Source organism: Rhodococcus sp. 3258 (assembly GCF_031456475.1).
Lineage (GTDB): Bacteria > Actinomycetota > Actinomycetes > Mycobacteriales > Mycobacteriaceae > Rhodococcoides > Rhodococcoides fascians.
The window spans coordinates 47,762-74,596 of the sequence record NZ_JAVDUT010000012.1 but is presented as its reverse complement, the minus strand read 5'-3'; the positions used below and the strand labels follow the sequence as shown (position 1 = coordinate 74,596).

The window sequence follows — 26,835 nt, the reverse complement described above, 5'->3', positions numbered from 1 at the left end:
GCCGTGCCCGGTACTGCCATCCACCACCGCTCCCCCATCGGCCGCGCCACCATCGGCGATCAGCTGCGTCGCCATGCGCGGACTCAGCCGAACAAGGTTGCGTTCATCAGCTACGCGGCGGACGGCACCCGCGAGGTCACCACGTATGGCGAACTCGATTCTCGCGCAAACCAGTTCGCCAACTTGCTGGTCGATCTCGGGGTGACAGCAGGTGACCGCGTCGCATCGATGGCTCGTAACAGCGTCGATGTGGTGGTGGCGTACTACGGCACGCTCAAAGCCGGAGCGGCCTTCACCGGCATCAACGTGATGTATCGCGCCGCCGAGGTGAAGCATCAACTCGAACACGCGGAACCGACTGTGGTGGTGGCCGATCCGGCCTACGCCGAGATCATCTCCTCGGTGAAGCCGGACACAACCACCCTGGTGACGTTCGGTCCCGAATACACCGCACTGACGGCGAACACACCGTCCACCGAGCCGGACGTCGAGATGGACGAGAACGACGTCGCGATGGTCATCTACACCTCTGGAACCGAAGCGGCTCCCAAGGGCGTCATGATCCCGCACCGCAACTTCCTCATCTCCACCGCGCCCGCGTGGAGCTGGGGCCTGCGCACCGGGCCGGAGGACACCTGGCTGTTCGTCATGCCCTTCCACACTATCGCCGGACTCGGCTCGATGACGACCCTCACCCTGATGGGTGCCACCCTCGTGCTGCCCGCGACGGTCGACCCGGCGCAATCGCTGCGCATCATCGCGGCCGAGAAGATCTCTGTCATCGCACAAACTCCCACGTTCTACCTGGCCCTGGCCCGTGACGAGCAGTTCGGCCCGGAGGCAGTGAGCCAGGTGAGGCGCTGCCTCACCTACGGTGGCCAGGTGTCACCGCACACGATCAGCGCCTGGGCCGCCGCCGCACCCGAGGCCATCTGGGGTACCTACTGGGGACAGTCGGAACTTTCGCAACTCGGCTCGGTGGGCTGGTTCTCGACCCTCGACGACATTCCCGACGGCGACGCGTCGTGGATCGGAAAGCCCGTCACCCACCTCGAGATCAAAGTGGTCGACCCCGCGGGCAACGAGGGCGAGATCGGTGAATTGCTCTGTCGCACTCCATCGGTGATGCTGGGCTACTTCAAGGACCCCGAGCGCACGGCGGAGGTGTTCCGCGACGGCTGGGTACACACCGGGGATATGGTGCGCATCGACACCGCCGGCAACCTGTTCTTCTACGATCGGATGAAGGACATGATCAAGTCGGGAGGGATGAACGTGTCGTCGCAGGAAGTGGAACGCATCATCCACACGCATCCGGATGTGCTGCGCGCCGCCGTCGTCGGAGTGCCCGACCCGTACTGGTCCGAGGCCGTGACCGCCTTCGTCATCGCGCGCGACGGGGTGACCGCCGACCCGGCCGCGATCATCGAGTACTGCCGCACCGAGTTGGCGTCGTACAAGGCCCCGAAATCGGTACACATCGTGGCCGAGCTGCCCGTCGACCCGCAGGGCAAAATCCTCAAGCGGGAACTGCGACTGTTGGCGACGGTCGAGGAAACCGTATGACTCAGCCCGATGCTGTGACTCCACTCCCACGGCAGCTACGTACCCGGCAACGCCGAGAAGACATCGTCGCCAACGCTGCGAATATCTTTGCGCGCGAGGGCTACTCGAACGTGGGGATGCGCGACATCGCCGACGCCGTCGGCATCAAGGGTGCCAGCCTCTACCACCACTTCCCGTCCAAGGAAGACATCCTGTTCGCGATCTGCCTGACGGTGACACAGGAGCCGGCCGAGGAGAACCTGCCACTGCTCGACGCGGCCGGAACCCCCACCGAACGCATGTCGTCTCTGGTGCGTGCGCACCTGGTGCATCTGAACCGGCGACGGGTGGAGTACATCGTGGGCCTGCACGAGTTGGCCTCGCTCACCCCCGAGCACCGCACTGTTGTCGAGGACTATCGCCGCCAGTACCAACGACGCGTCCGCGACGTGATCACCGCCGGAATGCGAAGCGGTGAATTCACCGTCCCGGATGCACGATTGGCCTCGTTCGCTCTGACCGACATGCTCAACGGCATCAGCAACTGGTTCCACGACGGCGGGGAACTGAGCATTGAGGACGTCGCCGACAACTACGTCGAACTGGCCGTACACCGCGTTCTAGGGGCATCACATGGCAATTGACGGTCACTGCGACCCGAGCTTCGAGGGCGTGCGCGAGAAGTTGGTGGCCAACCTCGACAGTGGCGACGAACTCGGCGCGTCCATCGTGGTCGACATCGACGGCCACACCGCTGTCGACCTCTGGGGCGGGTATCGCGACACCGAGCGCACACTGCCGTGGGAGTCGGACACGATCACCAACGTGTGGTCGACGACGAAGATGGTGACGTGCCTGGCGGCGTTGATGCTGATCGACCGCGGAGTGCTCGATCCCAATGCACCGGTCGCGACGTACTGGCCCGAGTTCGCAGCCGCAGGCAAGCAGGACATCGCGGTTAGGCATTTGCTGTCGCACACTTCCGGAGTGTCGGGATGGGACAGGCCGTTCAGCGAAGAGGACCTCTACGACTGGAAACTCTCTACCTCGCGTCTGGCTGAGCAAGCTCCGTGGTGGGACTCGCGCACCACATCGGGGTATCACGCAGCAAGTCAGGGGCACTTGATCGGCGAAGTGGTCCGCCGCGTCACCGGAAAGCCGTTGCGGCAGTTCGTCACCGACGAGATTGCCGGGCCACTCGGTGCCGACTTCCAGATCGGTGCCGCCGAGGCCGACTGGGTCCGGATCGCCGAGGTTGTTCCGCCGCCCCCACCGACCGATGATGCCGTGCCCGATCCGACGATGGTGCGTCGCAGGACCTTTCTCGGACCGTTGGTGCAGGCCTCGTCAGCGAACACCCCGGCGTGGCGTGCCGCAGACATGGGCGCCTTGAACGGACACGGAAACGCGCGATCGGTCGCGAGAATCCTGTCGGTCATCTCCCGCGGCGGAACCGTGGACGGCGTACGCCTGCTCAGCCCGGAGACGATCGACACGATCTTCGAGGAGCAATCCAACGGAATCGATCTGGCGCTGGGCATTCCGTTGCGCTTCGGACTGGGTTTCGCTCTGCCGCAACAGGAATCGATGCCCTACATCCCCGACGGCAAAATCTGCTTCTGGGGAGGCTGGGGCGGATCGCTGACCGTTCTGCACCCGGAGTCGAAGCTGACCATCTCCTATGTCATGAACCGAATGGGTCCAGGAATCATCGGCTCCGACCGAGCGGAGGAGTACGTCCGGCCGGTGTACGCCGGAATCTGCTGACAGTGCGTATCACCGACTCCGAGCGGCCGAGGACCGGCTAAGGCGCGAGCAAAGCCAACGGAATCACCGCGATACCGTCCTGTCGGCGGTAAGCGTGAGGACCTGTCGTCACTACGATCGCGTCCCTCATTCGACTGCCCACTGCGCTCCGAAGCCACTTCAGATGTCGGACATCGTGGTCCGTGATATCGGGCGAGACTTTCACCTCGATGCCGATGAACGATCCATCGCCTTGCTCGACGATCAGATCCACTTCGGCAGTCCTGCCACGGAAATGAAACAGCCTCGCCTCGTTCGCTTGCGCGTACACCTCGAGGCTTTGCGTTACGAACGACTCGAAAAGGTGCCCCAATCTGACGCCCGCCGAGCCGCCAGGCGTCAACAGGGACTCAGCTGTCACGCCGAGCAATCGAGCGCACAGGGCTGGGTCCACTAGATGGTGCTTAGGTGCCTTGGCTAGCTTCCCCAACGAATTATCCTGCGGCAACCATGCTTCTACGTCATGCAGCATGCGCAGGCGACTGAGCACATCGCGATAGTTGATCGATGTTTGACGGGTTGGCTTGTGGGTCGCACCCGGCGTTGCCGCATCCCTGATCGACTCCCAGGATGCTGTGGTCGATGTGGCTGCGGCGTATGCAGTCATCCAGGCACGAAGGGATTCCGGACGTCGAACCACGTGGCCTTGCTCCGGAAAGTCGTGTTCGATGATCGCGTGCAGGTAGCCGTCCAAAGCTGCGCGATTCGCGCGACCGGCGAGACGACGGATGCCAGGGAAGCCGGAAACCAGCACTTCTTCGATGTAATCGCCGAGCACGGTCTCGGTCGAACCCGAAATAGTCACCTGCCGGGGAGACAGCAAGTCCTTCAGGGATACAGCCGAATCCGACGGCCGACGTTCGGCGAAGCTCAGAGGCCACATTCGTACACGGACAATTCGGCCTGCACCGGAGTGGACGACAGCGTCGGAAGGCGGCGCGCTTCCCGTCAGCAGAAATTGCCCACCCGACGCATCGTTGTCCACGGCTCTGCGAACCAGATCCCATGACGGCGGGAATCGTTGCCATTCATCGATAAGCATGGGGCGCGCCGATCTCGCGAGCAGATCTGGGTCCGCAGAAATCAGCTGCCGATCCACCGCGTTGTCGAGTTCGAGAACCGACTTCGCACGGCGGGTGGCGGTAGCGGTCTTGCCGACGCCCTTCGCACCGTCGAGGTTGATCGCGGCTAGGTGAGGGAGGAGGTCGTCGAGCTCCTCGTCCACGATTCGCGGGACGTACATGGCACTGGACACGCAGCCATCATACAGATTTGCCCTCGTCTATCATCCATTTTTCACACCATCTACTGGACAGATTTCCCAACTGCGCAGACCCGGCGGGTTCGATCCCACGTGCTCTAGCGCGCGGGAACCGTGATTCCTCGTGCGTCGAGGATGGGGCGTACTCCCTCGGCGAAGTGGTACGCCTCCTCGAGGTGTGGGTAGCCCGACAGGATGAACTCGTCGAATCCGGCGTCGTGGTACTCCCCGATCAGGTTGGCAACTTCCTCGTGCGAACCAACCAGCGCGGTGCCGGCACCGCCTCGAACGAGACCGACTCCGGCCCAGAGGTTCGGGTAGATCTCGAGCGAATCCTTGCTGCCCCCGTGCAATGCGGCCATCCGGCGCTGTCCCTCGGACTGCGACGACGAGTGCAGCGCGTGCGCCGCCAACACCTGTTCCTCGGGAAGCTCGTCGAGCAGCTTTTGTGCGACGGCCCAGGCCTCTTCGGAGGTGTCGCGGCTGATGGTGTGCAGGCGAATGCCGTAGGTGAGCTTGCGGCCCTCGGCGTCCGCGAGCGCCTGCACTTTCTCGATCTTGGCGCGGGCGTCGGCCGGAGGCTCGCCCCACGTCAGATACGTCTGGACGTGCTTGGCCGCGACAGCGAGTGCGGGATCGGAGGAACCGCCGAACCAAAACTCGGGCAACGGGTCCGGGGCCTCCGACACGCGTGCATCTGCGACCTTGAAGAATTCGCCTTCGTGGTCGACCGACGTCTCCGTCCAGATCCGATGCACCAGTCCGAGGAATTCGTCGGTGCGAGCGTATCGCCGATCGTGGTCGATCCAATCCCCGAAACGACGCTGCTCGACGTCGTCGCCGCCGGTGACGATGTTGAACAGCACCCGGCCTTCCGAGAACCGCTGCAGCGTCGCTGCCTGTTGCGCCGCCAACGTGGGCGGCGTGAGGCCGGGACGGAAGGCGACAAGGAACTTCAACCGTCGGGTGCTCTGCAGTAGCGCGGCTGTGGTCAACCAGGCGTCCTCGCACCAGGTTCCGGTCGGAGTCAACACTCCCTCGTAGCCGAGGCGGTCCGCGGCCTGAGCCACCTCCGTGAGGTACCGCAGCGACGGACGACGGAACCCGGCAGGTTCGACGATGTTGGCCGACGCGTGAGATGCACCGACGATGGAGCGGCCGTCGCCAGCGGTGGGGAGGAACCAGAAAATGCGTGCGGTCACGAGTGAACTCCTACGACGTGGTGGGTGATCAGTTGGTGGAGGCGGTCGCGGCGGCGATGGCGTCGTTGTAACGCGTGTCGACGAAGTCTGCGAATGTGTTGCCGCCAGGGATGCTTCCGCTCTCGACGAATACATCGAAGAGCGCCTGCTCGGACTCGATCACACTGTCGTCCAACGCAATTGCTGGTCGCTGGCTTCGCCCCTGCGCCAATTCACCCGCGGCGGGGTCGATGCCGACGGCCGTGGAGTACGCCGCCGCCCACTCGGCCGGATTCTTCTCCGCCCAGGCCGAGGCTTTGGCCAGACGAACCACGAAGTCCTGTAAGGCGGTGTTCTTCGCCGGATCATCCAGCGCCTGCTGGGACGCGATCCCGAAACCGTAGCCGTTGGCCACACCCTCGGCAGTGGTCAGTGTCTTCGAGCCGTTTTGCACCTGCGCGATCGCGGTGAACGGATCCCAGATCGCCCAGGCGTCGACCTCACCCGAGGTGAATGCCGTCAGCGCATCGGCAGGCTGAAGGAACACCAGCTGAACGTCGTCGGTGGTCAAGCCGGCCTTCTGCAACTGCAGCAGCACGTGGCCGTGCGCCGAACTTCCCTTGCCCACTGCGATCTTCTTGCCGCGCAGGTCGGCGAACGACCCGAGAGTCGAATCCGGCGGCACGAGAATCTGATCGCCACTCGCGTCGTTGGTGTAGGCGGAGACGACCTTGATGCGCGCGTTGGCTGCTACGCCGAACACGGGCGGCGTGTTTCCGGTGACCGCGAAGTCGATCTGGCCGGCCGTTGCGGCCTCCACCTGTGGCGGTCCGGAGGTGAAGGTGGAGAACGCGACATCGTAGGGAGCCGAGTCGAGCTCACCCGACGCGCGCAGCAGGGCTTCGGTGCCACCCTTCTGGTCGCCGACGTCGAGGGTGACTGTGGCGAGTTGATCGTTGGAGACGAGTTCGGGGGCTTCGGTGGAAGTGGTGTCGCCACCACGAGAGACGCAACCGGTGAGTCCGACGACCGTCAAGGACAGGGCAGTGAGCACACCGAGTGCGCGCAGAGAACGAGGACGAGCGTATGACGACATGCGTGAAAGATCCTTGTCAGGTTCCGAATTGGACGGTCAGTGAACTCCGAGAGCTCCGAGCAGATGGGTGCGAAGGCGGGAGAAGCCCGGCGTTCCGCGATCGCGGGGGCGGGGCAGATCGACGGTGACAGTGTCCGAGACTGCGCCGTTCTCGAGCACCACAACACGATCGGCCAGCGCGATCGCCTCGTCGACATCGTGCGTGACCAGGAGGATGCCGAAGCGGTGCCGTCCCCACAGGTCGAGCAGAAGTGACTGCATGGTCAGTCGGGTCAGTGCGTCGAGCGCGCCGAACGGTTCGTCGAGGAGCAGCAGTTCGGGCTCCCCCACCAATGCCCGCGCCAGCGCAGCGCGCTGAGCTTGCCCACCGGACAATGTGAGTGGCCAAGCGTCTCGCTTCTCGGCCAGCCCCACCTCGTCGAGGGTCGCGTCCGCAGCAGTCAATGCTTCGTTGCCGGTGACGCCTGCGGTGTTCAGACCGTAGGAGACGTTCTGACGAACAGACCGCCACGGGAACAGGCGTGGTTCCTGGAACGCGACTGCAGGATGTCCGGCGACGTGCCGCTCCCCCGTGTGGTCGGTCGACAGTCCGGCCAGGACACGCAGGATGGTCGACTTACCGGAGCCGGATCGTCCGACCAGCGAGACGATTTCGCCGCGCTCGATGGACAGGTCGACACCCTTCAACACGTGACTGGATCCGTAGAACTTGTCGATGCCGTGCAGGGTGGCGACGGAAGTGGTCGTCGTAGTCATGGCTCACGCGTCCAATCGATAACGGAGGGCTCGCTTTTCGAGGATTCGGACGATTCCGTCGGTGCCGATTCCCATCAGCGCGTAGACGACGAGACCGAAGATGATGGTGTCCACACGCAGGAAGTCCCGCGCATTGTTGATGATGTAGCCGAGCCCGGATTCTGCATTGATCTGTTCGGCCACGATCAACGACAGCCACGCGATGGCCAACGACTGCCGAAGTCCCACCAACAGCTGGGGCGCGATGCTCGGCAGAATGATGGTGGTGAATCGCTGTCGCCACGAGAAACCGAGGACAACTGCGGTGTCGAGAAAGTCGCGATCGATCTGGCGGATGGCCGAGAACGTGTTGAGGTACAACGGAAATGCCACTCCGAGAGCGACGAGCAGAATCTTGGGAGTCTCGCCGATTCCGAACCACAGGATGAACAGTGGGATCAACCCGAGGTGCGGGAGTGCACGCAGCATCTGCAGCGGCGGGTCGACGGTTGCTTCGGCGAGCTTCGACAGTCCGACGAGCGCCCCGAGTGCCACCCCGATCAGCCCGCCCAGCAGGAGTCCTTGAACCACTCGCGTTCCGGAAATGGCCAACGCGTCTGCCAATTCACCGTTGCGCAGCAATTCCAGGCCCGCGTCGAAGATCAGGGACGGTGCGGGCAACACTCGTTCGGAGAGAACTCCGGCAGCACTGGCGATCTGCCAGAGGACGAGGAGGACGATCGGCGACAAGGCGCGCAGGACGGTCCATCGGTATCGCTGCCACAGTGGCGTTTTGGACGAGGCGGAAACCGGGTCGACCTTCGGTACGACGCTGCGCCGCGTGTCCACAGGTCCCGCGGGAGCGGCGTACGACGTCACGACCATGTTCACGTGCCTTCCACTTGATGACGATCAGCTTCGACTCACCACCCTCCGTTACGAGAGGGGTCCGGGGCCAGGGTTCGAATCAGCGTGAATCTAGGTCGGGCAGAATCGGACATATGACAGTCGAGCCCATCCACACCGAGCGCCTGACGCTTCGCCTTTACGAACCAGACGACGCAGACAGGGTTCTCGCGTACTACAGCGATCCCGAGGTGTGCCGCTATCTCCTCCACGAAGCGTGGACCCATGCCGACGCTGTTGCGGCGGTGGGTAAGCGGATGAAGCGATCCGGATTGCACACTCAGGCGCTCGCCATGGTCGTCGAACACGACGGGACGGTGGTGGGCAACGTCGAAGCATGGCTCGTTGACGGTTCGCCGGCACTCGTCGAACTCGGCTGGACGTTTTCCCCTGCCGTGGCCGGTCGTGGTTACGCGACCGAGGCGGTCGATGCGTTGATCGAGCACGTGTTCTCACTGCCCCAGATCCACCGGGTCAGCGCACAGATGGATGGACGCAACGACGCGTCGGCCCGGTTGGCCGCCCGGGTCGGGATGCGTCAGGAAGCGCACTTCCGCCAAAACTGGTGGTGCAAGGGCGAGTGGACCGACACGCTCGTCTACGCATTGTTGCGCGAGGATCGCTGACGCACATCATGCGACGTTCACCTCCGCGTCGGTTCCCCGACACCGGCCGGTGACCGCGGTGCGACAGTCTCGGAAAACTTCATTTTCCGAACTCTGGGAGTTTCACGAATGGCATCGCGTCGCAGACCTGCTCTACTGGGCACGCTCGCTTTGATATCGATCGTGTCCACGTCGATGGGCGGCGTTGCGACTGCTGCACCGGCTCGGACGGCGTCGCCGCTGTGTCAGGTTGCGGACCTGCTCCCCAGTGGATCGTCCTTTGGCCTCGGCTACCAATGTGCCGAAGCCGGTGAGCTTCTCGATCTGCCGATCGGTGATGTGCGCGCGACGCAACCGTCGCTCGGATACGACGAGGTGTACTACAAGCTCGGTCGGTACACACTCGGCAAGGACGAGATCAACAAGAAGTTCGACGACTGGTGCGAGGCCAACGGGCAGGAAGAGGCCGCCTCCGCATTGCCCGATGCGCGACTTGACAATCCGTCGTCGTTCACCTGCACAGTGCCCGTCGGCCAGGAAACGCCCGACACGATCGCGCCCATGAAGACGGTTGTCATCGGGCCGGGCGGCGTGCCATACCTGACCGACGGACACCACACGCTGACCTCGTTTTACGAAACAGCCGACGGTGGGCCGAATCTGCACCTTCGTCTGCGGGTGGTCGCGAATCTCAGTGACCTGAGCCCAACTGATTTCTGGGCGCGAATGAAAGCCGAGAAGTGGGTGTGGAACTACGACGTCGACGGCAACGAGGTTCCGGTGGAGCAGCTTCCGTCGGGAGTCGGCCTCGCCAAGTTCCAGAACGACAAGTACCGCAGCCTGATGTACTTCGCGCGCGACATCGGCTTCACACCCGGCACGATCCCGTTCCAGGAGTTCTATTGGGGCGCATGGGTTCGCGACTCGGCGGAAGTCGACATCAGCGGCTGGGACAGCAACAACCTGGCGAGCTACCTGAGCACCGTCGAGTCGGTCTCGCGCGCTCAGGTGGCGGCCCCGAAAGACGCGGTGATCGACAGTGGCCGCACCGCAGCGGAACTCGGCGCACTGGCTTCCTGGAACGACGGCAAGGCTGCGGGTAAGGGCGAGTTCGGGAAACTCTCCGCACCGTACGCGAACGACAAGCCCGGCAAACTGGCGTACGCCTTGCAGTACAAGTCAGGACTGCCCCGATAAGTGCATGTCAGGTCGCCGGGGCCGGTGTTGTCACAGACCGGCCTGGCGGCGAGACCGCAACCGCAGGGCCACGAAGACGACGAAGGCCATGGCGACCGTCATGACGACGATCTTCTGCAGGATTTCGGCATACGCGTCGACCAGGTGCCAGTTCTCGCCCAGCTGATATCCCGCGGTGACGAAAATGGTGTTCCAGATGAGACTCCCAATGGTCGTGAGTAGAAGGAACTTCGCCATTCCCATCCGCGCGATCCCGGCCGGCAGGGAGATGAAGCTACGAAACAGCGGGATCATGCGGCCGAGCAGAACTGCCTTCGAGCCGTGCTTGGCGAACCATGCCTCCGAGCGGTCGAAGTCGCTGGCCTTGATCAGGGGAATTCGCGCTACCAATGCTCGTGTGCGCTCGCGTCCGATGAGCGCACCCACCGCGTAGACGATGACCGCGCCCAGTACCGAGCCGAGCGTCGTCCAGAAGAGCGCAGCACCGAAAGAGAACGCTCCCTGACTGGCCGAGAACCCGGCAAGTGGGAGAACGAGTTCGCTCGGGATCGGCGGGAACAGATTGTCTGCACCGACGACGACCGCTGCGCCGGGGCCGCCAAGGGCATCCATGACGCCGACCGCCCACCCGGCCAGTCCGTCGAGAGTGCGGGTTTCTGCTGCTGTAGCAATCGATATGTTGGACATGGCAATTCCTTTGTTCGTCTATGTTTCCGGTCGTGAAGGACACGGAAAACGCTACGAACTATGTGGATGCGGGACATCGAGGAAGACCGTCGCCTGCCGCGGGGCTATCTGCATGGAAGTGTGTGGTTTACCGCAGTATCAGCGGCCACCTGCTCGGATACGCTGCTCGTGTGCTGGCCAACCGTGACGTCTACTCACCCGAGCAGGCTGATCGCGCGTCGATCGGCTCACTTCTACGGCGCTGGTTCACGGCACTTTCCGGAGTTCTGCTCGGAATCTTCACCGCGATCGCGGCTCTGTTGTTCTCCGTGGCGGCTTTACTCGCCCTAGCACTGGTGCGTCTCCTCGGCCGGTGGGGAGAACCAATACGGACGGCCGTAGATGAGACCGCATTGATCTTGTCCGACTTCGAGATCCGGCGGATCACACGCTTTCACGGCGCGTTCTCCACGGATGCGGCGGCCCCTCGTCGCTGCCGCTGGTATCTCGGAATTCGTTGGCCTATCGGGCTGCTCGGGCTCGGCGTGGTTCTCCTCCTGACGCTGTGTCTCGTCGTCGCCGCATCGATGGTCTCGGCATGGACTCTCAGCGGCGACTGGGGCTTGATCGAGGACTCGAACCGCGTCGACGGCGGACTCGTTGCTATGGCCGCACTACCCGGAATCCTCCTGATTTTCGTCGCGGCAGTCGGAGTGGCAGGGGTGGGATCTCTCGATCGTTGGTTCGCCATCCAGGTACTCGGCCGGCAGTCGGATCGGTTGCTGCACCAACGGGTTGCCGAGCTGACGAGCACCCGCGATCATGTCGTGGACGCTATCGACGACGAACGCCGACGCATCGAGCGTGACCTGCACGACGGCGTGCAACAGCACCTGGTTGCTCTGGGAATGCTCGTCGGCCGGGCTCGCCGCGCTGAAGATCCCGACAAGGTGCACGAACTCCTCCGCCAAGCCCAGGTCGCCTCGCAGGGAGCGATGGACGAGCTGCGCGAGGTTGCCAACCGGGTGTATCCGATCGCACTCGACAAGGACGGCCTGCGCCCAGCTCTCGAGGCGCTGGCCGAGCGGTCCGGTGTGCCCGTTCGACTCTCGTACGAACTGACAGAGAGGTTGCGCCCCGCTGTGGAAACAGCCGTCTACTTCGTCATCTCGGAGGCGGTGACCAACGCAGCCAAGCATGCCTCCCCGAGATCGTTGGAGGTCGAGGTCACTCGGCAGAAGTTCGATCGCATACTGGCAACCATCACCGACGACGGGTCCGGTGGTGCCGATCCGTCCGGCACCGGATTGTCCGGACTGGCCCGCCGCGTCGCTGCCATGGATGGCACCCTCACCGTGGACAGCCCGGTCGGCGGCCCGACCGTTGTGACTGCGAGCATCCCATGCGCGTGATCGTCGCGGAGGACTCGACGTTGCTGCGTGAGGGCCTGGTCCGTCTGCTCGTCGACGAAGGCCATGACGTGGTCGCGTCCGTGGGCGACGCCGACGCGCTCCTGGCTGCCGTGGAACTGGCTCAGCCCGACATCGTCGTCACCGATGTTCGGATGCCTCCAGGCCACAGCGACGAGGGGCTGCGGGCGGCATTGACCATTCGCAGTCGATGGCCGGAGGTGGCAGTGCTCGTGCTCTCCCAGTACGTCGAAAACCGCTACGCGGCAGAGCTGATCAGTGGGCCGGGAGGCAAGGTCGGGTACCTGCTGAAGGACCGAGTCGCGCAGGTCGACGAGTTCCTGGACGCCCTCGACAGAGTTGCCGGCGGCGGGACTGCCTTCGACCCGGAGGTGGTGCGCCAGCTGTTGTCTCGCACCACCCGATCCAATCCCCTCGAACGACTGACGCCGCGCGAGCGCGATGTGCTCGAGCTGATGGCGCAAGGTCTCACGAACGCCAGAATCGCCGCTGATCTGTTCATTTCGGTGAGTTCGGTCGAGAAACACATCAACGCCGTGTTCGACAAACTCGGATTGGCGAACTCGACCGGTATGAGCCGACGCGTGATGGCGGTGGTGGCCTACCTGCGCACCTAGCCGGGCCGACTACCAGCGATCGACGTGCAGCACTGTCTCGATCGGATCCCTGGGCGCGACCTTGAAGGTCTCCCCCGTGTAGTAGGCAGTCGGAATCAGTGCGCCTTGATGGAAGCCTTCGGGAATGCCGAGCAGTTCGGAAATCTCGGCTTCCTTCGCGAGATGGATTGTCGTCCACGCTGTTCCGAGTCCACGCGCCCGAGCAGCCAGCGCGTAGTTCCACACCGCAGGCAACAACGAGCCCCATAAACCGGCCTGATTGCCGGCTGGAAGCGTCTTCCCTGCCTTGATGCACGGAATCAGCAGCGCGGGAACTTCACCCATGTGCTCGCCGAGCCAACCGGCACTGTCGCCGACGCGCTTCTGAACCGATGCGCGTTCGGGATTGTCCGCGAACAAGGCCGAAGCGGATTGCTTCGATGCCTGGTACTCGGCGAACAGTTCGCCGTAGATCGCACCGATGCGGGCACGAAGATCAGGATCGGTGACGACGATCCACTGCCACCCCTGCTTGTTCGAGCCGGACGGGGCCTGCAGCGCGATCTCGAGACATTCCTTGATCAGCTCCATTGGCACCGGCCGCGTCAGGTCCAGGCGCTTGCGGACCGTACGCGTCGTAGTCAGCAGCTCGTCGGGAGTCAGATCAACGATCGGGAAAGAAGTCACCCTTCGATCATGCACCATTCGGCCTCTGCAGGGCCCGGTTGGTCAATTCCTCGTTCGCAGCGTCCCATCGCGCCGCCATGGACAGTCCCCCATGGCCGTCACCCTCATCGATGACGAGTGTCGAACCGGGCCAACGTCGGTGTAGATGCCACGGCGTGACAGCCGGTCCGGAAACGTCCTTTCGGCCGTGGATCAGGACGCCCAGAATGTCTCGCAGACCGTCGGCGCGATCGAGCAAGGGTGGATCGCAGAAGCCGTCGTGCGACCAGTAGTGCGCGGTCAACCGCACGAAGCCGAGTCGGAACCGGTCGTCGTCCCATCGCGGATTGCGCCGAACGCCATCGGTGCCGATCGATATGTGGACGTCCTCCCACAGCGCCCATTCTCGGGATGCATTGTCGCGCAACGTCAGATCGTTCGAATTGAACAGGCGGTTGTACGCGTCGACGATTCGGCCCTCACCGCGTCGATAGCCGACTCCGGCCTGCTCGGCAAATGTGGCGAAACGATCCCACGCCTCCGGGAAGACCGCGACGACCCCCTCCGTAATCCAGTCGACCTCAGCCCTACCTGTCGTCGTGACAGCAACGAGCACCATGCCGAGAACCCTTGTCGAATGCGCGAGAGCATAGGCAAGAGCAAGAGTGGATCCCCAGGACGCGCCGTTGACGATCCACGCCTCGACGCCGAGGTGCACACGCAGCGCTTCGATATCGGCAATCAGATGCGCAGTGGTGTTGGTAGCCAACGACGTCGAGGGATCGGACGCGTGCGGGGTAGACCGGCCGCACCCGCGCTGCTCGAATCCGATAGCGCGAACACGGGACAGGTCGAAGTGACGACGAAACTGACTGGCATTCAGGGTCCCGCCCGGTCCGCCGTGCAAGTAGACCGCCGGGACGCCGTCGGACGGACCCCATTGCTCCCAGTAGATGCATTGACCGTCCCCGACATCGAGCATTCCGTGCAGTGTCGGTTCGTCCTCCGGTGTCATAGCGACATCACATCATTCGAGAGGCAGCATCTGTCGGATCACTGCCCATGCGGACGCGTCGACCCATGAGGGATTGGACTGCTGCGGCGACCGGAACACCTCGAGCATCGACAGTTCCGCAACGGCCTGCAGATCCGACGCGAGGATCGGCTCATCGAACAGAGTGATGTTCGTCGAGACCTTCCACTGGGGGCCGGGGACCGGGGTGCCGGTCAACCGACCCGCACCCCAGATCCCGCGTCGCGGGTGGCTGCTGACCCAGAACAACACCGGCTGCCCAGGTGCCATCAGACGAGTTCGATAGTTGTTCGCGACACACCAATTCTCCTGCGCACGTCTGGCTTCGACCATCGGCGCGAGGTCGGTCTTGTGCGGATTGCACTTGATCACCCATGCGCCGAGCGTCTGGTCCGTTATCGCCTGTGCCGTCACACTTGCGATCCTAATGACGAACTACGCCACCGCGTCGTTGCCCTGCGCAGCCGAGACCACCAGATTACTCGCTGTGAGCCCGTTTCCGTTCTTGACCGCGTCGATCCACTGGACGGTCGTTGCCACAGCCGCGAAATTGGACTGGTAAAGCACCATCAGCGCCTTGTGGAGTTGTTCGGCTGAGACTGTCCCCGCCTCGTTCGAAAGGTTGATCGCGCCAGTGGCGTCGGACAGGATCTCGACGGTCAGGTCCAGTGCTTCGGCGTCGGCGCTGGTGGCGAGATCGCAGTTGTTGGTCATGTATCCGACGATCGTGACGGTGGCGACGTTGTTGCGCTGCAACCACTTCGCGACGTCGGTTCCGGCGAAGATGCTGCTGTACTGCTTCTCGACTCGCTCGAAGGACGGCTGCACGACGGCCTGAATGTCGGGATGAAGCTCGTACGTCGGGGTTCCCTTGACGAAAGCAGGCGAGCCTTCGGGCATCTCGTGCTGCACGATGGCCACCGGAACATCCTGCGCCACAGCCGCTTCGATGGTACGAACGATGTTGGCCAACGACTCGTCGCGAGGCGGGTACTGGATCTTCAGCACTCCCTCGAAGTACTCCTGCTGTACATCGATGACGATGAGGGCTCTACGCGGTGCAGTCATGAACGTTCTCCTTCAGGTGGCGTATTCGGTCGATACCCACACTTCGGCACCGACCTTGCGTTGACGAGTGGCACGGATGCATACTTTCGATGAAATTGCGCCAATTCGTCGATCGGAGATTCATGCGCATTGCGCTGTACGTGTTCGACGGCATCACCATGTTCCACCTCGCCGCGCCGTTGATGGTGTTCGGCGAGGTGACGCGCCTCGGGCTGGCCCCCGACTGGGAGACGCGGGTGTGGTCCGACGAGCCAGGGTCGATCCGCACCGAGGAGGGCTTCCCCGTCGGCGAGATCGAAGGCCCTGAGATCGCCGATTGGGCCGACATCGTGATCGTGACGTCGTGGCCGGAGTCGTTGCCACACATTGGCACTCACCTGTCCACCGCTCTTCGAGGTGCCCACCGACGGGGAGCTCAGATCGCAGGACTGTGTCTGGGGTCGTTCGCCGTCGCCGACACCGGACTGCTCGCCGGACGCCCTGCCGTCACCCATTGGTCCAAGATGACCGAACTGCGCGACCGCAATTCGCAACTCGGCCTCGACGAGTCCGTGCTCTACATCGACCACTGCGACGTCATGACCTCCGCGGGCACGGCATCGTCGATAGATTCCTGCCTGCACATCGTCCGCAAACACCTCGGCGCGGCAGCGGCAACGCGGGTCGCGCGCAGTCTGGTGGTCGCACCCCATCGCGACGGCGGTCAGGCGCAATACATCGAACGGCCGGTGATCGAGGCATCCGAGGACTCCGCGATCGCCGACGTCCAGAGCTGGGCGCTGGAGCGACTGGCCGAGCCCCTACCGATCGAGCGCCTTGCCGAGCGGGCACGCATGAGCCGGCGCAGCTTCATCCGGCAATTTCAGTATGCGACGGGCACCACGCCCGCGCGCTGGGTACTCGACCAGCGGCTCGACGCCGCCCGCAGCCAACTCGAAACCACCGGCCACAGCATCGAGAGGATCGCTGCCTCGTGTGGATTCGGCAGCGCCGTCACCCTGCGTCAGAACTTCCACTCGGCGTTCGCCGTCACGCCGACGGCCTACCGGAAGCAGTTCGCGGTCGGTTGTGCAACCACGGACACCGCCGACAGGCGAGGATGAGCAACGTGATCCTGTGGATAGTTGCCGGAGTCGAGCTCGCCGCCATCATCGCGCTCGGTGTGGTTCTCATCGTGTCTCGACGAAAGTTGAAGCACACGCGTCGGGCACTCGACCGCGCTCTCGAATCGCAGCAACGCCGTAAGCGACGCGGCCTGGTGCCCTTCGCGATCAGAACCGCCTTCCACACCACGGACCTACTCATCAACAAGGGATTCGGCGCTACCGTCCGAAACTCCGTAGAAGACCTCGCGGGCTGGGCCAAGGTGGAACGCCCCGATCTGGCGCGCATGACCGCCGACGGCGACATCGTCGTGATGTTCTCCGACATCGAGGGATCCACCGCACGCAACGAGGAACTGGGCGATCGCGGCTGGGTGAAGCTGCTCGAAAAGCACAACAAACTGATCTGCAAGCACGTCGCGGATCACGGCGGACATGTGGTGAAAAGTCAGGGCGACGGCTACATGCTCGCTTTCTCCGACCCGACCGAGGCCGTGCGCTGCGGAGTGGAAGTCCAAGAAGCCCTTTTGGAAAACCCGGATAGATGGGATCACATCCGCGTCCGCATGGGCATCCACGTCGGCAGCTCGGTGCGTAGGGGCGACGACTTGTTCGGACTCAACGTGGCCATGGCGGCACGGGTCGCGGGGCAGGCCGAGGGCGGTGAAATCCTTGTCAGCGAGCCGGTGCGTGACGCCATCGCCAGGGCGGACGGCCTGACTCTGGGGACGCCCCGCGACGTCGAACTCAAGGGAATGAGCGGAAGCTTTCAGTTGTATCCGGTGGCGCTGCCGGCACTTCCGAGTGCGGAGACCGGCCACGCGAGCGCATGAATGTCCCATTCACAACGTCTGAACGCGTGAATGTCGCATTGATCCCAACCGGGGGGGCGAACTGTGGACCCCGGACGGCTGGCGGCTGCTGCTAAGTCCGAAAGTTGTTGCCCCCGAACGAATGAATGGCCCATTCACAACGCCTGAGCGCGTGAATGGGCCATTCATCCCGAAAGGGGGGTGGTGAAGCAGGCAGAAGTACTACTGCTTCGCCGACTCCAGTGCCTCGTTGAACGTCGTGGACGGACGCATCACTGCGGCGGTGGCTTCGGGGTCCGGGTAGTAGTAGCCGCCGATGTCGACCGGGTTGCCCTGTACCGCGTTGAGCTCGCCGACGATCTTCTCCTCGTTCTCCGAGAGGGTCTTTGCCAGAGCTGCGAAGTGCTTGGCCAGCTCGGTGTCCTCGGTCTGCTCGGCGAGTTCCTGTGCCCAGTAGAGGGCGAGGTAGAACTGGCTGCCACGGTTGTCGAGTTCACCGGTCGAGCGCGACGGGCCCTTGCTGTTCTCGAGCAGCTTGCCGGTGGCCGAGTCGAGTGCGTTGGCGAGGATGGTCGCTTTGACGTCACCGGTCTTGGTTCCCAGGTCCTCGAGGCTGACCGCGAGAGCCAGGAATTCACCCAGCGAATCCCAGCGGAGGTGGTTCTCCTCGATGAGCTGCTTGACGTGCTTGGGGGCCGAGCCGCCAGCGCCCGTCTCGTACAGTCCACCGCCGGCCATCAGCGGAACGATGGAGAGCATCTTCGCGCTGGTGCCGAGTTCGAGGATCGGGAACAGGTCGGTGAGGTAGTCACGCAGGATGTTGCCGGTCGCGGAGATGGTGTCGAGCCCGCGGATGAGACGTTCCATCGTGTAGCGGATCGCACGTACCTGCGACATGATCTGAATGTCGAGGCCCTCGGTCTCGTGATCCTTCAGGTACTTGCGCACCTTGCCGATCAGCTCGTTCTCGTGCGGGCGGTACGGATCGAGCCAGAAGACGACCGGCATCCCGGACTCACGGGTGCGGCGCACTGCCAACGCAACCCAGTCGCGGATCGGCGCATCCTTGACGATGCACAGACGCCAGATGTCTCCCTCTTCGACGTCCTGCGTCAGCAGAACCTCGCCCGTCGCCAGGTCGGTGATGTTCGCGACGCCACCGGCAGGGACCTCGAACGTCTTGTCGTGCGAGCCGTACTCCTCGGCCTTCTGCGCCATCAGGCCGACGTTGGGAACGGTGCCCATCGTCGTCGGGTCGAACTGGCCGTTGGTCTTACAGAAGTTGATCATTTCCTGGTAGATACGGAAGAAGGTCGACTCCGGGCTGACGGCCTTGGTGTCCTTCGGCCGGCCGTCCGCGCCCCACATCTTGCCGCCGCTGCGGATCATCGCAGGCATCGACGCGTCGACGATGACGTCGCTGGGCGAGTGGAAGTTCGAGATTCCGCGGGCGGAGTCGACCATCGCCAGCTCCGGACGAGTCTCGTGGCACTTGTGCAGGTCGTCGATGATCTCCTCGCGCTGCGCGCTGGGGAGTGCCTCGATCTTGCTGTAGAGGTCCGAGAGGCCGTTGTTGACGTTGACGCCGAGCTCCTCGAACAGGTCGCCGTGCTTGGCGAACGCGTCCTTGTAGAAGACCTTGACGGCGTGCCCGAAGACGATGGGGTGCGAGACCCGCATCATCGTGGCCTTGACGTGCAGGGAGAACATGATGCCCGTCTTGTAGGCGTCCTCCATCTGCTCCTCGTAGAACTCGATGAGCGCCTTCTTGCTCATGAACATGCTGTCGATGACGTCGCCGTCGGTGAGCGACACCTTCTCCTTGAGGACGATGGTCTCGCCGCCCTCGGTCAGCAGCTCCATCTTGACCTCGCGGTCGCCCTCGACGGTCATCGACTTCTCGCCGTGGTAGAAGTCGCCGTGGCGCATGTGCGCGACGTGGGTGCGCGACGCCGGCGACCATTCACCCATGCTGTGCGGGTGCTTGCGCGCGAATTCCTTGACGGCCTTGGGTGCGCGGCGATCCGAATTGCCCTCGCGCAGAACGGGGTTGACCGCACTGCCGAGGCACTTGGTGTAGCGGTCGCGGATTTCGCGCTCTTCGTCGGTCTTCGGGTTCCCGGGGAAGTCGGGGATCGCGTAGCCCTTGTCCTGCAGTTCCTTGATCGCGGTCAGCAACTGCGGAACGGAGGCACTGATGTTGGGAAGCTTGATGATGTTGGTGTCGGGCAGCTGCGTCAGCTTGCCCAGCTCGGCGAGGTTGTCGGTCACTCGCTGGTCTTCGTTGAGGTAATCGGGGAACTCGGCGAGGATGCGGTTCGCAACCGAGATGTCACTGGACTCGACGTCGATGCCGGCCGCGCTGGCGAAAGAACGTATGACCGGCAGAAACGCGTGAGTCGCCAGCATCGGCGCCTCATCGGTCAGGGTATAGATGATGGTCGGCTTCTTCGCTGTCATGTTTCGCCTTTGCCTCAGTTTCGACGTCGTCTTTTGGATGCGTTCGTCCTCAACTTTAATCTTCGTTCTCGCCGCTGTGGGGGGCAGTGGGGTATCACTCCATCTGCGCATCCAAGTTACCGACCAGTAGGGCGCTCAATGGATTTCGAGACCGTGCTCGGTCCCGCCCCTGACCACCGTCGGGCCATCCGATTTGCCCGATTAGGAACAACATCGGCCTCGCCGTCCGTTGAACCGAGTATGACGACCTACAAGACTGTCAATCCTGCCGACGGCACAACCGTCAAGGAATTCGAAACTCTCGACACGGCCGGCATCGAGCGCGCCCTCGCGGATGCGCACGCCGGTTTCCAGACGTGGCGCAAGACCTCACCCGAGCATCGCGCAGACATCCTGCACAAGGTCGCCGACCTGTATGTCGAGCGCGCCGACGAACTGGCCCGCACCATCTCGCTCGAGATGGGCAAGCCACTGACCGAGTCTCAGGGCGAGGTCGAACTGTCCTCGAACATCTACCGTTACTATGCCGACAACGGCCCACGCTTGCTCGAGGACGAGACACTCGACGTGCCCGGAGCGGAAATCAGTGTGCTGCAGCGCAAGCCCGTGGGCGCGCTCGTCGGCGTCATGCCGTGGAACTTCCCGTACTACCAGGTAGCCCGATTTGCCGGCCCGAACCTGATGGTGGGCAACACGATTCTGCTCAAGCATGCACCGAACTGCCCGCAATCGGCATTGCTGATGGAAGAGATCTTCCGGCAGGCCGGGTTGCCCGAAGACGCGTACATCAACATCTTCGCGACCAACGAGCAGATCGCCGACATGATCGCCGACGCCCGCGTGCAGGGCGTCTCGCTCACCGGAAGTGAGCGGGCCGGAACGTCCGTAGCCGAGACGGCCGGGCGCAACCTCAAGAAGGTCGTGCTCGAGCTCGGTGGTTCGGATGTGTTCATCCTGCTCGACTCCGCGGACATGGACGCCACCGTCGAATCCGCAACCCGCGCGCGCCTGTCCAACGCAGGCCAGGCCTGTAATGCCGCCAAGCGCATACTCGTCGCCGAGGACGTCTACGACGAATTCGTCGCCAAACTGGTCACCTCCTTCGAGGCTGTGCAAACCGGCGATCCATTGGATGCCAACACCACCCTCGGTCCCCTGTCGTCGCAGACCGCTGCCGACACGTTGATCGAGCAGATCGACGACGCGGTGTCCAAGGGCGCGACACTGCTCACCGGTGGGAAGAAGATCGACGGACCGGGTGCGTACGTGCAGCCGACCCTACTGACGGATGTGACGCCGGACATGCGGGCCTACACCGAGGAACTGTTCGGCCCCGCAGGCGTCATCTACAAGATCCAAAACGCCGACGAGGCAATCGAATTGGCGAACTCCTCCCCCTACGGACTGAGCGGGTCGGTGTGGAGCGCAGACCTCGACAAGGCCCGGGACGTAGCAGAACGCCTCGAGGTGGGCATGGCCTTCGTCAACGAACACGGCACCACACTGCCCGGCCTGCCGTTCGGCGGCGTGAAGCGCTCCGGCGTCGGCCGCGAGCTGGGACCGTGGGGCATGGACGAATTCGTGAACAAGAAGCTCGTCCGAGTCTCCGCGAAATAGGCTCCGCTGACAGAGCTCCCCGGGCAATTGCCTGGGGAGCTCTGTCGTTCTCCCTCGTCGAGCATTTCGACCCGATACTGCAGGCCTAGGAGATAAGTTCGAGTCTCGTCCTTATCACCGCTCCGAGGAGATTTTCGTGGCCAACGCTTCGTCGTTCGTATCCAAGCAGGACGACCTCGAGATCAGCACCTATACCTGGGCGACGTCCGCCGATCCTGCTCGCGGTGTCGTACAGATCGCACACGGGCTCGCCGAGCATGGCAGTCGTTACGCACGCTTCGCTGCCGCCCTGAACGACGCTGGCTTCCACGTCGTCGCGTCGGACCACCGCGGCCATGGCCAGTCGATCGTGGACACCCCCGGCGATTTCGGGGCCGCCGCATTCGCCGGCCTGTGGGCAGACATCGAGCAACTGGGCGAATCACTGCTGACCGAGTACCCCGACCTGCCTCTGTTCTTGTTCGCTCATTCCATGGGATCCTTTGCTACCCAGCATGTTCTGATCGAGCGATCGGATCTGTACGAGGGCGTGGTGCTGTCGGGCTCGACGACACTCGACGTACTCGCCGCAGGAATGGCCGACGCCCCAGCGGGCGACCTGAGCGTGTTCAACGCCGCCTTCGAGCACCGCACCGGATACGAGTGGCTCTCGCGCGACGAGGCCGAGGTGGACGCCTACGTCGCAGATCCACTGTGCGGCTTCGACCTTCCGGCGTCGACGGTGCCCGCGCTGTTCGGTGAGGCCGAGAAGCTCGCCGATCCCCGCAACCTGGAGCAGATCCGCTCGGACCTCCCCCTGCTCATCACGTCGGGAACGGACGACCCACTCGCCGGCGGTGGGCAGTTGATCGAGACACTGGCGTCCCGCTACCGCGAGGCCGGCATGAGCGATGTGACCGTCACGCTCTACCCCGGCGCGCGCCACGAGATTCTGAACGAGACCAATCGCGACGAGGTCACCGCCGACATCATCGGCTGGCTCACCGAGCGCGCCGGGTAATACTTACCGCCGTCGAAGCTGCACAGGCTGCCCGTCCTCGGGGAAGGGCAGCGACGTGAAGTTCAGCGGTGCAACGTAATAGGGGTCGACCGTCCAGTCGAACCGCAGCAGCAAGTGATGCATGATCGTCTTGATCTCCGCGCCGGCGAAGAACATGCCGATGCATTTGTGGACGCCGCCGCCGAACGGCTCCCACGCATAGCGGTGCACCTTGTCCTCGCGGCGATCGGCGGCGAACCGTCCGGGATCGAATTGCTCGGGGTTGGGCCAGTACTGCTCCATGTGATGCGTGAAGTGCGGCGCGACAGAGGCATACGTTCCCGCGGGGACGAACTTGCCTTGCACCTCTGTGTCCTTCACGGCGCGGCGGGCCACTACCGGTGTGGGCGAGACCAGGCGCAAGCACTCCTTCATCACCAGATCGACGTTGGTCAGCTCGTCGAGTTGCGCGAACGAGGGAGCATCGGTGCCCAGCGCCTCGCATTCGGCCCGGCACGTGTCCTGCCACTCCGGATGCTGGCCGAGGTACTGCATCATCGTCGACAGCGTGATCGTCGACGTGTCGTGCGCAGCCATGAGCAGAAAGATCATGTGGTCGATCACTTCGTCGTCGGAGAAATGCTCTCCGTCGTCACCCTCGATGTGGCACAACACCGAGAAGAGGTCGTCGGTCTCGGTGGCTCGACGGGCCGGGAGGTAGCGGCGGAAGAACTGGTCGAGCACCGCTCGGCCGTCCAGACCCCGCTTCCACCGCGTGCCCGGAACGCGGTAGCGCACGATCGACGTGGCAGCCTGCACGCAGGCGATGAAACTCGCATTGAGCTCCGCAATGTCGGCGTCCGTCGTTCCCTCGGCACCGCCCATGAAGATGCTCGTCGCGACGTCCAGCGTCAGCGCTTTGAGCGCCGGGTAGACCTGGAAGTCGCGGCCCGGCTGCCATGCGTCCAATCCTGTTGCCGTGACGGGATTCAACGCTGCGACGGACTTGGTCAGCCGGTCCCGAGTGAAGGCCTGCTGCATGATTCGTCGATGACGTAGATGCTCCTCGGAGTCGAGCAGCATCAGCCCGCCGTGGAAGAACGGCCCGATCAACAGCGACCAGCCGTCACCGTTGGCGAACGCCTTGTCCGCGTTCTGCAGCACCTGCTGACACGCATCGGGACCGAGAACGGTGATCCACTTCTGCCCGGCCATCGTCATCCACGAGACCTCGCCGTACTTGTCCCACCGACTACCGAGCAGCTTCAAGGGGTCGCGAATGTACTCGAGCGTGTGCCCGACGACGGGAAGACCGCCGTCGCCGAACACCGGTTGGAGAGCTGAATCTGCGGGTGGAGCAGCCAGAGCACGTGCCATTGTCGACCTCCGTCAATCTGACATGGCGTCATGTCAGATGAGATGTAGTCTGCGTCACAGTCACGGTCTCTGTCAAGATCTACCCATGCCCCCTACGACGCGTCGCTACAACGGCATGAGCGCCGACGACCGCGCGGCCGACCGCCGAGCGAGATTGCTCGACGCCGGCCTCGAGGTATTCGCGGCAGCCGGAGCGAAGGGTGCGACCATGACCGCGATCTGCGCACACGCCAAGCTCACCGAGCGCTACTTCTACCAAAACTTCACCAGCAGAGACGACTTGCTCGAGCAGGTCGTGGAATCGGTGTCCGCCGAGATACGGACCGCAGCGCTGGATGCACTGCACTCCCCCGCCCGGACCGTCGACGAGAAGGTACACAACGCGGTGACCGCGTTCGTCGGCGTCCTGACCGAGGACCGCCGCAAGGGCCGGGTCGCGATGATCGAATCGCTGGCCGTCGACTCCCTCCGCGAATACCGACGAAAGTCATTGCGCGGCTTCGCCCATCTGGTGGCCGAACAGTCGCGCGAACTCTACGGCGAGAAGGCCTGGCCGCAACCACAGTCGGAGATCAACGGACTGCTGTTCATCGGCGGATTGGCCGAACTCGTGATCGCCTGGCTGAACGACGAAATCGACATCGCACCTGCAGACATCGTCGACGCCGCAACACGTCACTTCATCGCAACCGCGCACCGCTGAGGTGCGCTACGCGCAGTGGCGTGATTATGTGCCCGCAGAGGCACTTACCCGCACCACTGCGCCGCAGGCGCACTACTACCGGTCGAAGTGCGCCTTCGAGATCTGTCCGTGCACGCCGACGGTCTTGTCGACCACCTGCGAGACGGTGAAGTTCGCGGCAGCGGAGAGGTACGCATACGCCGTCGCTCGATCCATGCCGAGATCGGTCTCCAAGAAGTCGAGAGCATTGACCACAGCCCGACGCATCGCTGCGTTCAGGTCCGAACTCTGGCCGCCGACGGCCCCGTCCGGATCTGATAGGCCGATCGGAATCCACGAGTCCTCGTTCTCGGCAAAGGGATACGAGTACGCGACGGACGGCGCATCACCACTGCCCGCCTTGCAAACGGTGAGACGGAAGGTGCCGCGCAGAGACCCCTCCATCGCAGTCAGCGCCACCTCACCGTCACCCATCGCCATGTGTGGATCGCCGACATAGAACAGCGCGCCCTCCGCGAACACGGGAAGGTAGAACGTCGAGCCGACGCCGAGCAGACCGACGTCGATGTTGCCGCCGCCGAGCGTCGGGGGAATCGAGTTGGCATTCGGGGATGTCAGACCCGGGTCGCTGGCGAACGCCACGCCCATCATGCCCATGAACGGGCGCAACGGAAAGCGCACGGCCGCATCGCCGTACCGCATCACGCCCTGCCCGTCCTCGACGGCCGTGAACGTGGATACATTGCCGTACTGCGTCGGATCACCCGATTTCCTGCCGTCGCCTCCGATCGGCGGCATGACTTCATCAAGGCCGATGCCCGCAGGTGCCTCGCCGGACGCCGTAACTGCCAGAGAGCCCTTGCCATGTCTGCTCGACACCACGCCGTACGGCACCCGCGGAACGGCCTCGAGTGTCTCGATCTTGAGAACGTCTCCGCGCTGCGCGCCCTCAACGAACACCGGACCGGTTACTACGTGCGGTCCGTCGACGTCGAAGTTGCGTACCGTCCTGTCGTATCCGCCGGCGATGTCGATGGCGTCCTGGAGGACGTCGGACTCCGAAACGCCTTTGCCGCCGAAGAATTCGACGGGATCGCGGCCCTGGTCCTCGAGAATGCCCTCGTGGCTGAGCGCATCGATGGTGACAGTCTCGCCGGACTTCATCTGCAGTACCGACTCCGATTCGACCGTCGGGACGTAGCCCCACAGAACCTTGTCGACCTCCGAGCTCAGGTAGTGGTCTCCCGAGATGTCGCCCGATCCTGGGTTGAGAATGGCACCCGCGGGCGCTACCGGAGCCGATGAGCTTGTTGCCGCGGTAGTGGTCGAGGACGTCGAACACGCTGCTGTAGTTGCCAAACCAGCCCCTGCGCTCATCGCTGCCACCGCCCGAATGAAGCCGCGTCGACCGATTCCTTTGCTGATCGTTTCCGCTGCGTGCTCTGCCATCGACTGCGCCATGCTGCCTCCTGAATTGTCCGAATATCGAACGTAGATCAGGGGTGTTTCTCAGCAGTTACGAACGCGCGTCACGCGAATTGCTCAGCGACTCAACTGGGGTCGCTGCCGGCGATCGCCGACCACCAGATCGCGGTGACAGCTGCCAACAGACTCACTGCCAGAAATTGAGCAAAGCCCCCACCGTCGACGATCAGCCACAGCAGCCCGATGAACGGGCCGGCCACCGCTGCGGGGGCGTCGAGCATGATTCGGCGGCGCACAGAACCGAATCTGGCGCTGCGCATGCGGAGATCGGACTCGTTCAGGCGCGGGGCATCGAGAGGTGTTCCCGGAGGCATGGACGATCGACGCCGACCCGACGGCAACGCAACGGTCCCCGGTTCGACAACGAAAGCGCGGCGTCCGAGAAACGACCTACCGACCTTCGCTTCGGCGTCGGGGACCAATCCGAGAAGACCGGTGTGGAAGTAGACGGGGTACCAGGCCCGCCCGCCGTTCTCGTGGACTTCCAGGTACCCACGCGAGCGCATGCGGTGTTGAAACCGAACACGAC

Annotated in this window: 26 protein-coding genes; 12 read left to right on the top strand and 14 right to left on the bottom strand. The window is 63.6% G+C overall.

Going from position 1 to position 26,835, the window contains the following annotated elements:
- Positions 1 to 3: 3 nt before the first annotated feature.
- The 3 genes from J2X62_RS24110 to J2X62_RS24100 are packed head-to-tail and all read left to right on the top strand — an operon-like array spanning position 4 to position 3,312.
- On the top strand, positions 4 to 1,566 hold the full coding sequence (locus J2X62_RS24110) for a class I adenylate-forming enzyme family protein (protein WP_310183948.1): 1,563 nt from the start codon (positions 4 to 6) through the stop codon (positions 1,564 to 1,566).
- Positions 1,563 to 2,189, top strand: a complete 627-nt coding sequence (locus J2X62_RS24105) for a TetR/AcrR family transcriptional regulator (RefSeq protein WP_310183945.1) — start codon at positions 1,563 to 1,565, stop codon at positions 2,187 to 2,189. Before J2X62_RS24110 ends, J2X62_RS24105 begins: the two co-directional genes overlap by 4 nt.
- A complete protein-coding gene (locus J2X62_RS24100; RefSeq protein ID WP_310183941.1) occupies positions 2,179 to 3,312 on the top strand; it encodes a serine hydrolase domain-containing protein in 1,134 nt (377 codons plus the stop codon). The genes J2X62_RS24105 and J2X62_RS24100 overlap by 11 nt, the downstream gene beginning before the upstream one ends.
- A 37-nt stretch (positions 3,313 to 3,349) precedes the next feature.
- Here the strand turns inward: J2X62_RS24100 and J2X62_RS24095 are convergent, their stop codons facing one another.
- From J2X62_RS24095 to J2X62_RS24075, 5 genes are all read right to left on the bottom strand, one after another.
- Entirely contained in the window at positions 3,350 to 4,606 is a 1,257-nt protein-coding gene (locus tag J2X62_RS24095) for an ATP-binding protein (protein WP_238325079.1), read from the bottom strand.
- 104 nt (positions 4,607 to 4,710) lie between these two features.
- Positions 4,711 to 5,814: an LLM class flavin-dependent oxidoreductase gene (locus J2X62_RS24090; RefSeq protein ID WP_310183938.1), complete on the bottom strand. Its 1,104-nt coding sequence runs from the start codon at positions 5,812 to 5,814 to the stop codon at positions 4,711 to 4,713.
- 28 nt (positions 5,815 to 5,842) lie between these two features.
- Positions 5,843 to 6,889, bottom strand: a complete 1,047-nt coding sequence (locus J2X62_RS24085) for an ABC transporter substrate-binding protein (RefSeq protein WP_310183936.1) — start codon at positions 6,887 to 6,889, stop codon at positions 5,843 to 5,845.
- A gap of 36 nt (positions 6,890 to 6,925) precedes the next feature.
- Positions 6,926 to 7,645 carry an ABC transporter ATP-binding protein gene (locus J2X62_RS24080; RefSeq protein ID WP_032406964.1) on the bottom strand — a complete coding sequence of 240 codons (720 nt, stop codon included), beginning with the start codon at positions 7,643 to 7,645 and terminating at the stop codon, positions 6,926 to 6,928.
- Between the two features lie 3 nt (positions 7,646 to 7,648).
- Complete coding sequence (locus tag J2X62_RS24075) at positions 7,649 to 8,509, bottom strand: ABC transporter permease (protein ID WP_080733420.1); 861 nt, start codon at positions 8,507 to 8,509, stop codon at positions 7,649 to 7,651.
- Positions 8,510 to 8,625: 116 nt separating this feature from the next.
- On the opposite strand from J2X62_RS24075, the gene J2X62_RS24070 reads away from it, so the two are divergent.
- Complete coding sequence (locus J2X62_RS24070; protein WP_222068397.1) at positions 8,626 to 9,156, top strand: GNAT family N-acetyltransferase; 531 nt, start codon at positions 8,626 to 8,628, stop codon at positions 9,154 to 9,156.
- Positions 9,157 to 9,264: 108 nt separating this feature from the next.
- On the top strand, positions 9,265 to 10,332 hold the full coding sequence (locus tag J2X62_RS24065; protein ID WP_310183930.1) for a ParB/Srx family N-terminal domain-containing protein: 1,068 nt from the start codon (positions 9,265 to 9,267) through the stop codon (positions 10,330 to 10,332).
- Positions 10,333 to 10,362: 30 nt separating this feature from the next.
- On the opposite strand, the gene J2X62_RS24060 is transcribed toward J2X62_RS24065, so the two are convergent.
- On the bottom strand, positions 10,363 to 11,019 hold the full coding sequence (locus J2X62_RS24060) for a DedA family protein (protein ID WP_222068401.1): 657 nt from the start codon (positions 11,017 to 11,019) through the stop codon (positions 10,363 to 10,365).
- Positions 11,020 to 11,141: 122 nt separating this feature from the next.
- Here J2X62_RS24060 and J2X62_RS24055 point away from each other — a divergent pair, with 122 nt between their 5' ends.
- Both J2X62_RS24055 and J2X62_RS24050 read left to right on the top strand, forming a co-directional pair.
- Positions 11,142 to 12,410: a histidine kinase gene (locus tag J2X62_RS24055; RefSeq protein WP_310183926.1), complete on the top strand. Its 1,269-nt coding sequence runs from the start codon at positions 11,142 to 11,144 to the stop codon at positions 12,408 to 12,410.
- Positions 12,401 to 13,045, top strand: coding sequence for a response regulator transcription factor (locus J2X62_RS24050; RefSeq protein ID WP_310183923.1), 645 nt, complete (start codon positions 12,401 to 12,403; stop codon positions 13,043 to 13,045). Before J2X62_RS24055 ends, J2X62_RS24050 begins: the two co-directional genes overlap by 10 nt.
- A 9-nt stretch (positions 13,046 to 13,054) precedes the next feature.
- Here J2X62_RS24050 and J2X62_RS24045 read toward each other — a convergent pair whose 3' ends face one another.
- Genes J2X62_RS24045 through J2X62_RS24030 form a run of 4 tightly spaced genes read right to left on the bottom strand, consistent with a single transcriptional unit; the run spans position 13,055 to position 15,791 of the window.
- On the bottom strand, positions 13,055 to 13,711 hold the full coding sequence (locus tag J2X62_RS24045; RefSeq protein WP_310183922.1) for a nitroreductase family protein: 657 nt from the start codon (positions 13,709 to 13,711) through the stop codon (positions 13,055 to 13,057).
- Positions 13,712 to 13,718: 7 nt separating this feature from the next.
- Positions 13,719 to 14,705 carry an alpha/beta fold hydrolase gene (locus J2X62_RS24040; protein ID WP_310183919.1) on the bottom strand — a complete coding sequence of 329 codons (987 nt, stop codon included), beginning with the start codon at positions 14,703 to 14,705 and terminating at the stop codon, positions 13,719 to 13,721.
- Between the two features lie 12 nt (positions 14,706 to 14,717).
- Positions 14,718 to 15,137, bottom strand: coding sequence for an EVE domain-containing protein (locus J2X62_RS24035; RefSeq protein ID WP_310183917.1), 420 nt, complete (start codon positions 15,135 to 15,137; stop codon positions 14,718 to 14,720).
- A gap of 21 nt (positions 15,138 to 15,158) precedes the next feature.
- Positions 15,159 to 15,791, bottom strand: coding sequence for an isochorismatase family protein (locus tag J2X62_RS24030; protein ID WP_310183914.1), 633 nt, complete (start codon positions 15,789 to 15,791; stop codon positions 15,159 to 15,161).
- Positions 15,792 to 15,913: 122 nt separating this feature from the next.
- Between J2X62_RS24030 and J2X62_RS24025 the strand changes: the two genes are divergently transcribed.
- Complete coding sequence (locus tag J2X62_RS24025; protein WP_310183969.1) at positions 15,914 to 16,894, top strand: helix-turn-helix domain-containing protein; 981 nt, start codon at positions 15,914 to 15,916, stop codon at positions 16,892 to 16,894.
- The gene (locus tag J2X62_RS24020; RefSeq protein WP_310183911.1) at positions 16,891 to 17,727 is read left to right on the top strand and encodes an adenylate/guanylate cyclase domain-containing protein; all 837 of its coding nucleotides are present in this window, start codon (positions 16,891 to 16,893) and stop codon (positions 17,725 to 17,727) included. The genes J2X62_RS24025 and J2X62_RS24020 overlap by 4 nt, the downstream gene beginning before the upstream one ends.
- A gap of 201 nt (positions 17,728 to 17,928) precedes the next feature.
- On the opposite strand, the gene J2X62_RS24015 is transcribed toward J2X62_RS24020, so the two are convergent.
- The gene (locus tag J2X62_RS24015; RefSeq protein ID WP_048320079.1) at positions 17,929 to 20,166 is read right to left on the bottom strand and encodes an NADP-dependent isocitrate dehydrogenase; all 2,238 of its coding nucleotides are present in this window, start codon (positions 20,164 to 20,166) and stop codon (positions 17,929 to 17,931) included.
- Positions 20,167 to 20,406: 240 nt separating this feature from the next.
- Between J2X62_RS24015 and J2X62_RS24010 the strand changes: the two genes are divergently transcribed.
- Together J2X62_RS24010 and J2X62_RS24005 are read left to right on the top strand one after the other, a co-directional pair.
- Positions 20,407 to 21,783, top strand: coding sequence for an NAD-dependent succinate-semialdehyde dehydrogenase (locus J2X62_RS24010; RefSeq protein WP_204847974.1), 1,377 nt, complete (start codon positions 20,407 to 20,409; stop codon positions 21,781 to 21,783).
- A gap of 136 nt (positions 21,784 to 21,919) precedes the next feature.
- Complete coding sequence (locus J2X62_RS24005) at positions 21,920 to 22,783, top strand: alpha/beta fold hydrolase (RefSeq protein ID WP_156158489.1); 864 nt, start codon at positions 21,920 to 21,922, stop codon at positions 22,781 to 22,783.
- A gap of 3 nt (positions 22,784 to 22,786) precedes the next feature.
- Here J2X62_RS24005 and J2X62_RS24000 read toward each other — a convergent pair whose 3' ends face one another.
- Entirely contained in the window at positions 22,787 to 24,139 is a 1,353-nt protein-coding gene (locus tag J2X62_RS24000) for a cytochrome P450 (RefSeq protein ID WP_310183908.1), read from the bottom strand.
- An 85-nt stretch (positions 24,140 to 24,224) separates the two neighbouring features.
- Here J2X62_RS24000 and J2X62_RS23995 point away from each other — a divergent pair, with 85 nt between their 5' ends.
- On the top strand, positions 24,225 to 24,842 hold the full coding sequence (locus J2X62_RS23995) for a TetR/AcrR family transcriptional regulator (RefSeq protein WP_179274414.1): 618 nt from the start codon (positions 24,225 to 24,227) through the stop codon (positions 24,840 to 24,842).
- A 75-nt stretch (positions 24,843 to 24,917) separates the two neighbouring features.
- On the opposite strand, the gene J2X62_RS23990 is transcribed toward J2X62_RS23995, so the two are convergent.
- The gene (locus J2X62_RS23990; RefSeq protein ID WP_310183906.1) at positions 24,918 to 26,282 is read right to left on the bottom strand and encodes an acetamidase/formamidase family protein; all 1,365 of its coding nucleotides are present in this window, start codon (positions 26,280 to 26,282) and stop codon (positions 24,918 to 24,920) included.
- An 89-nt stretch (positions 26,283 to 26,371) separates the two neighbouring features.
- Entirely contained in the window at positions 26,372 to 26,812 is a 441-nt protein-coding gene (locus J2X62_RS23985) for a hypothetical protein (protein WP_310183904.1), read from the bottom strand.
- Positions 26,813 to 26,835 lie beyond the last annotated feature (23 nt).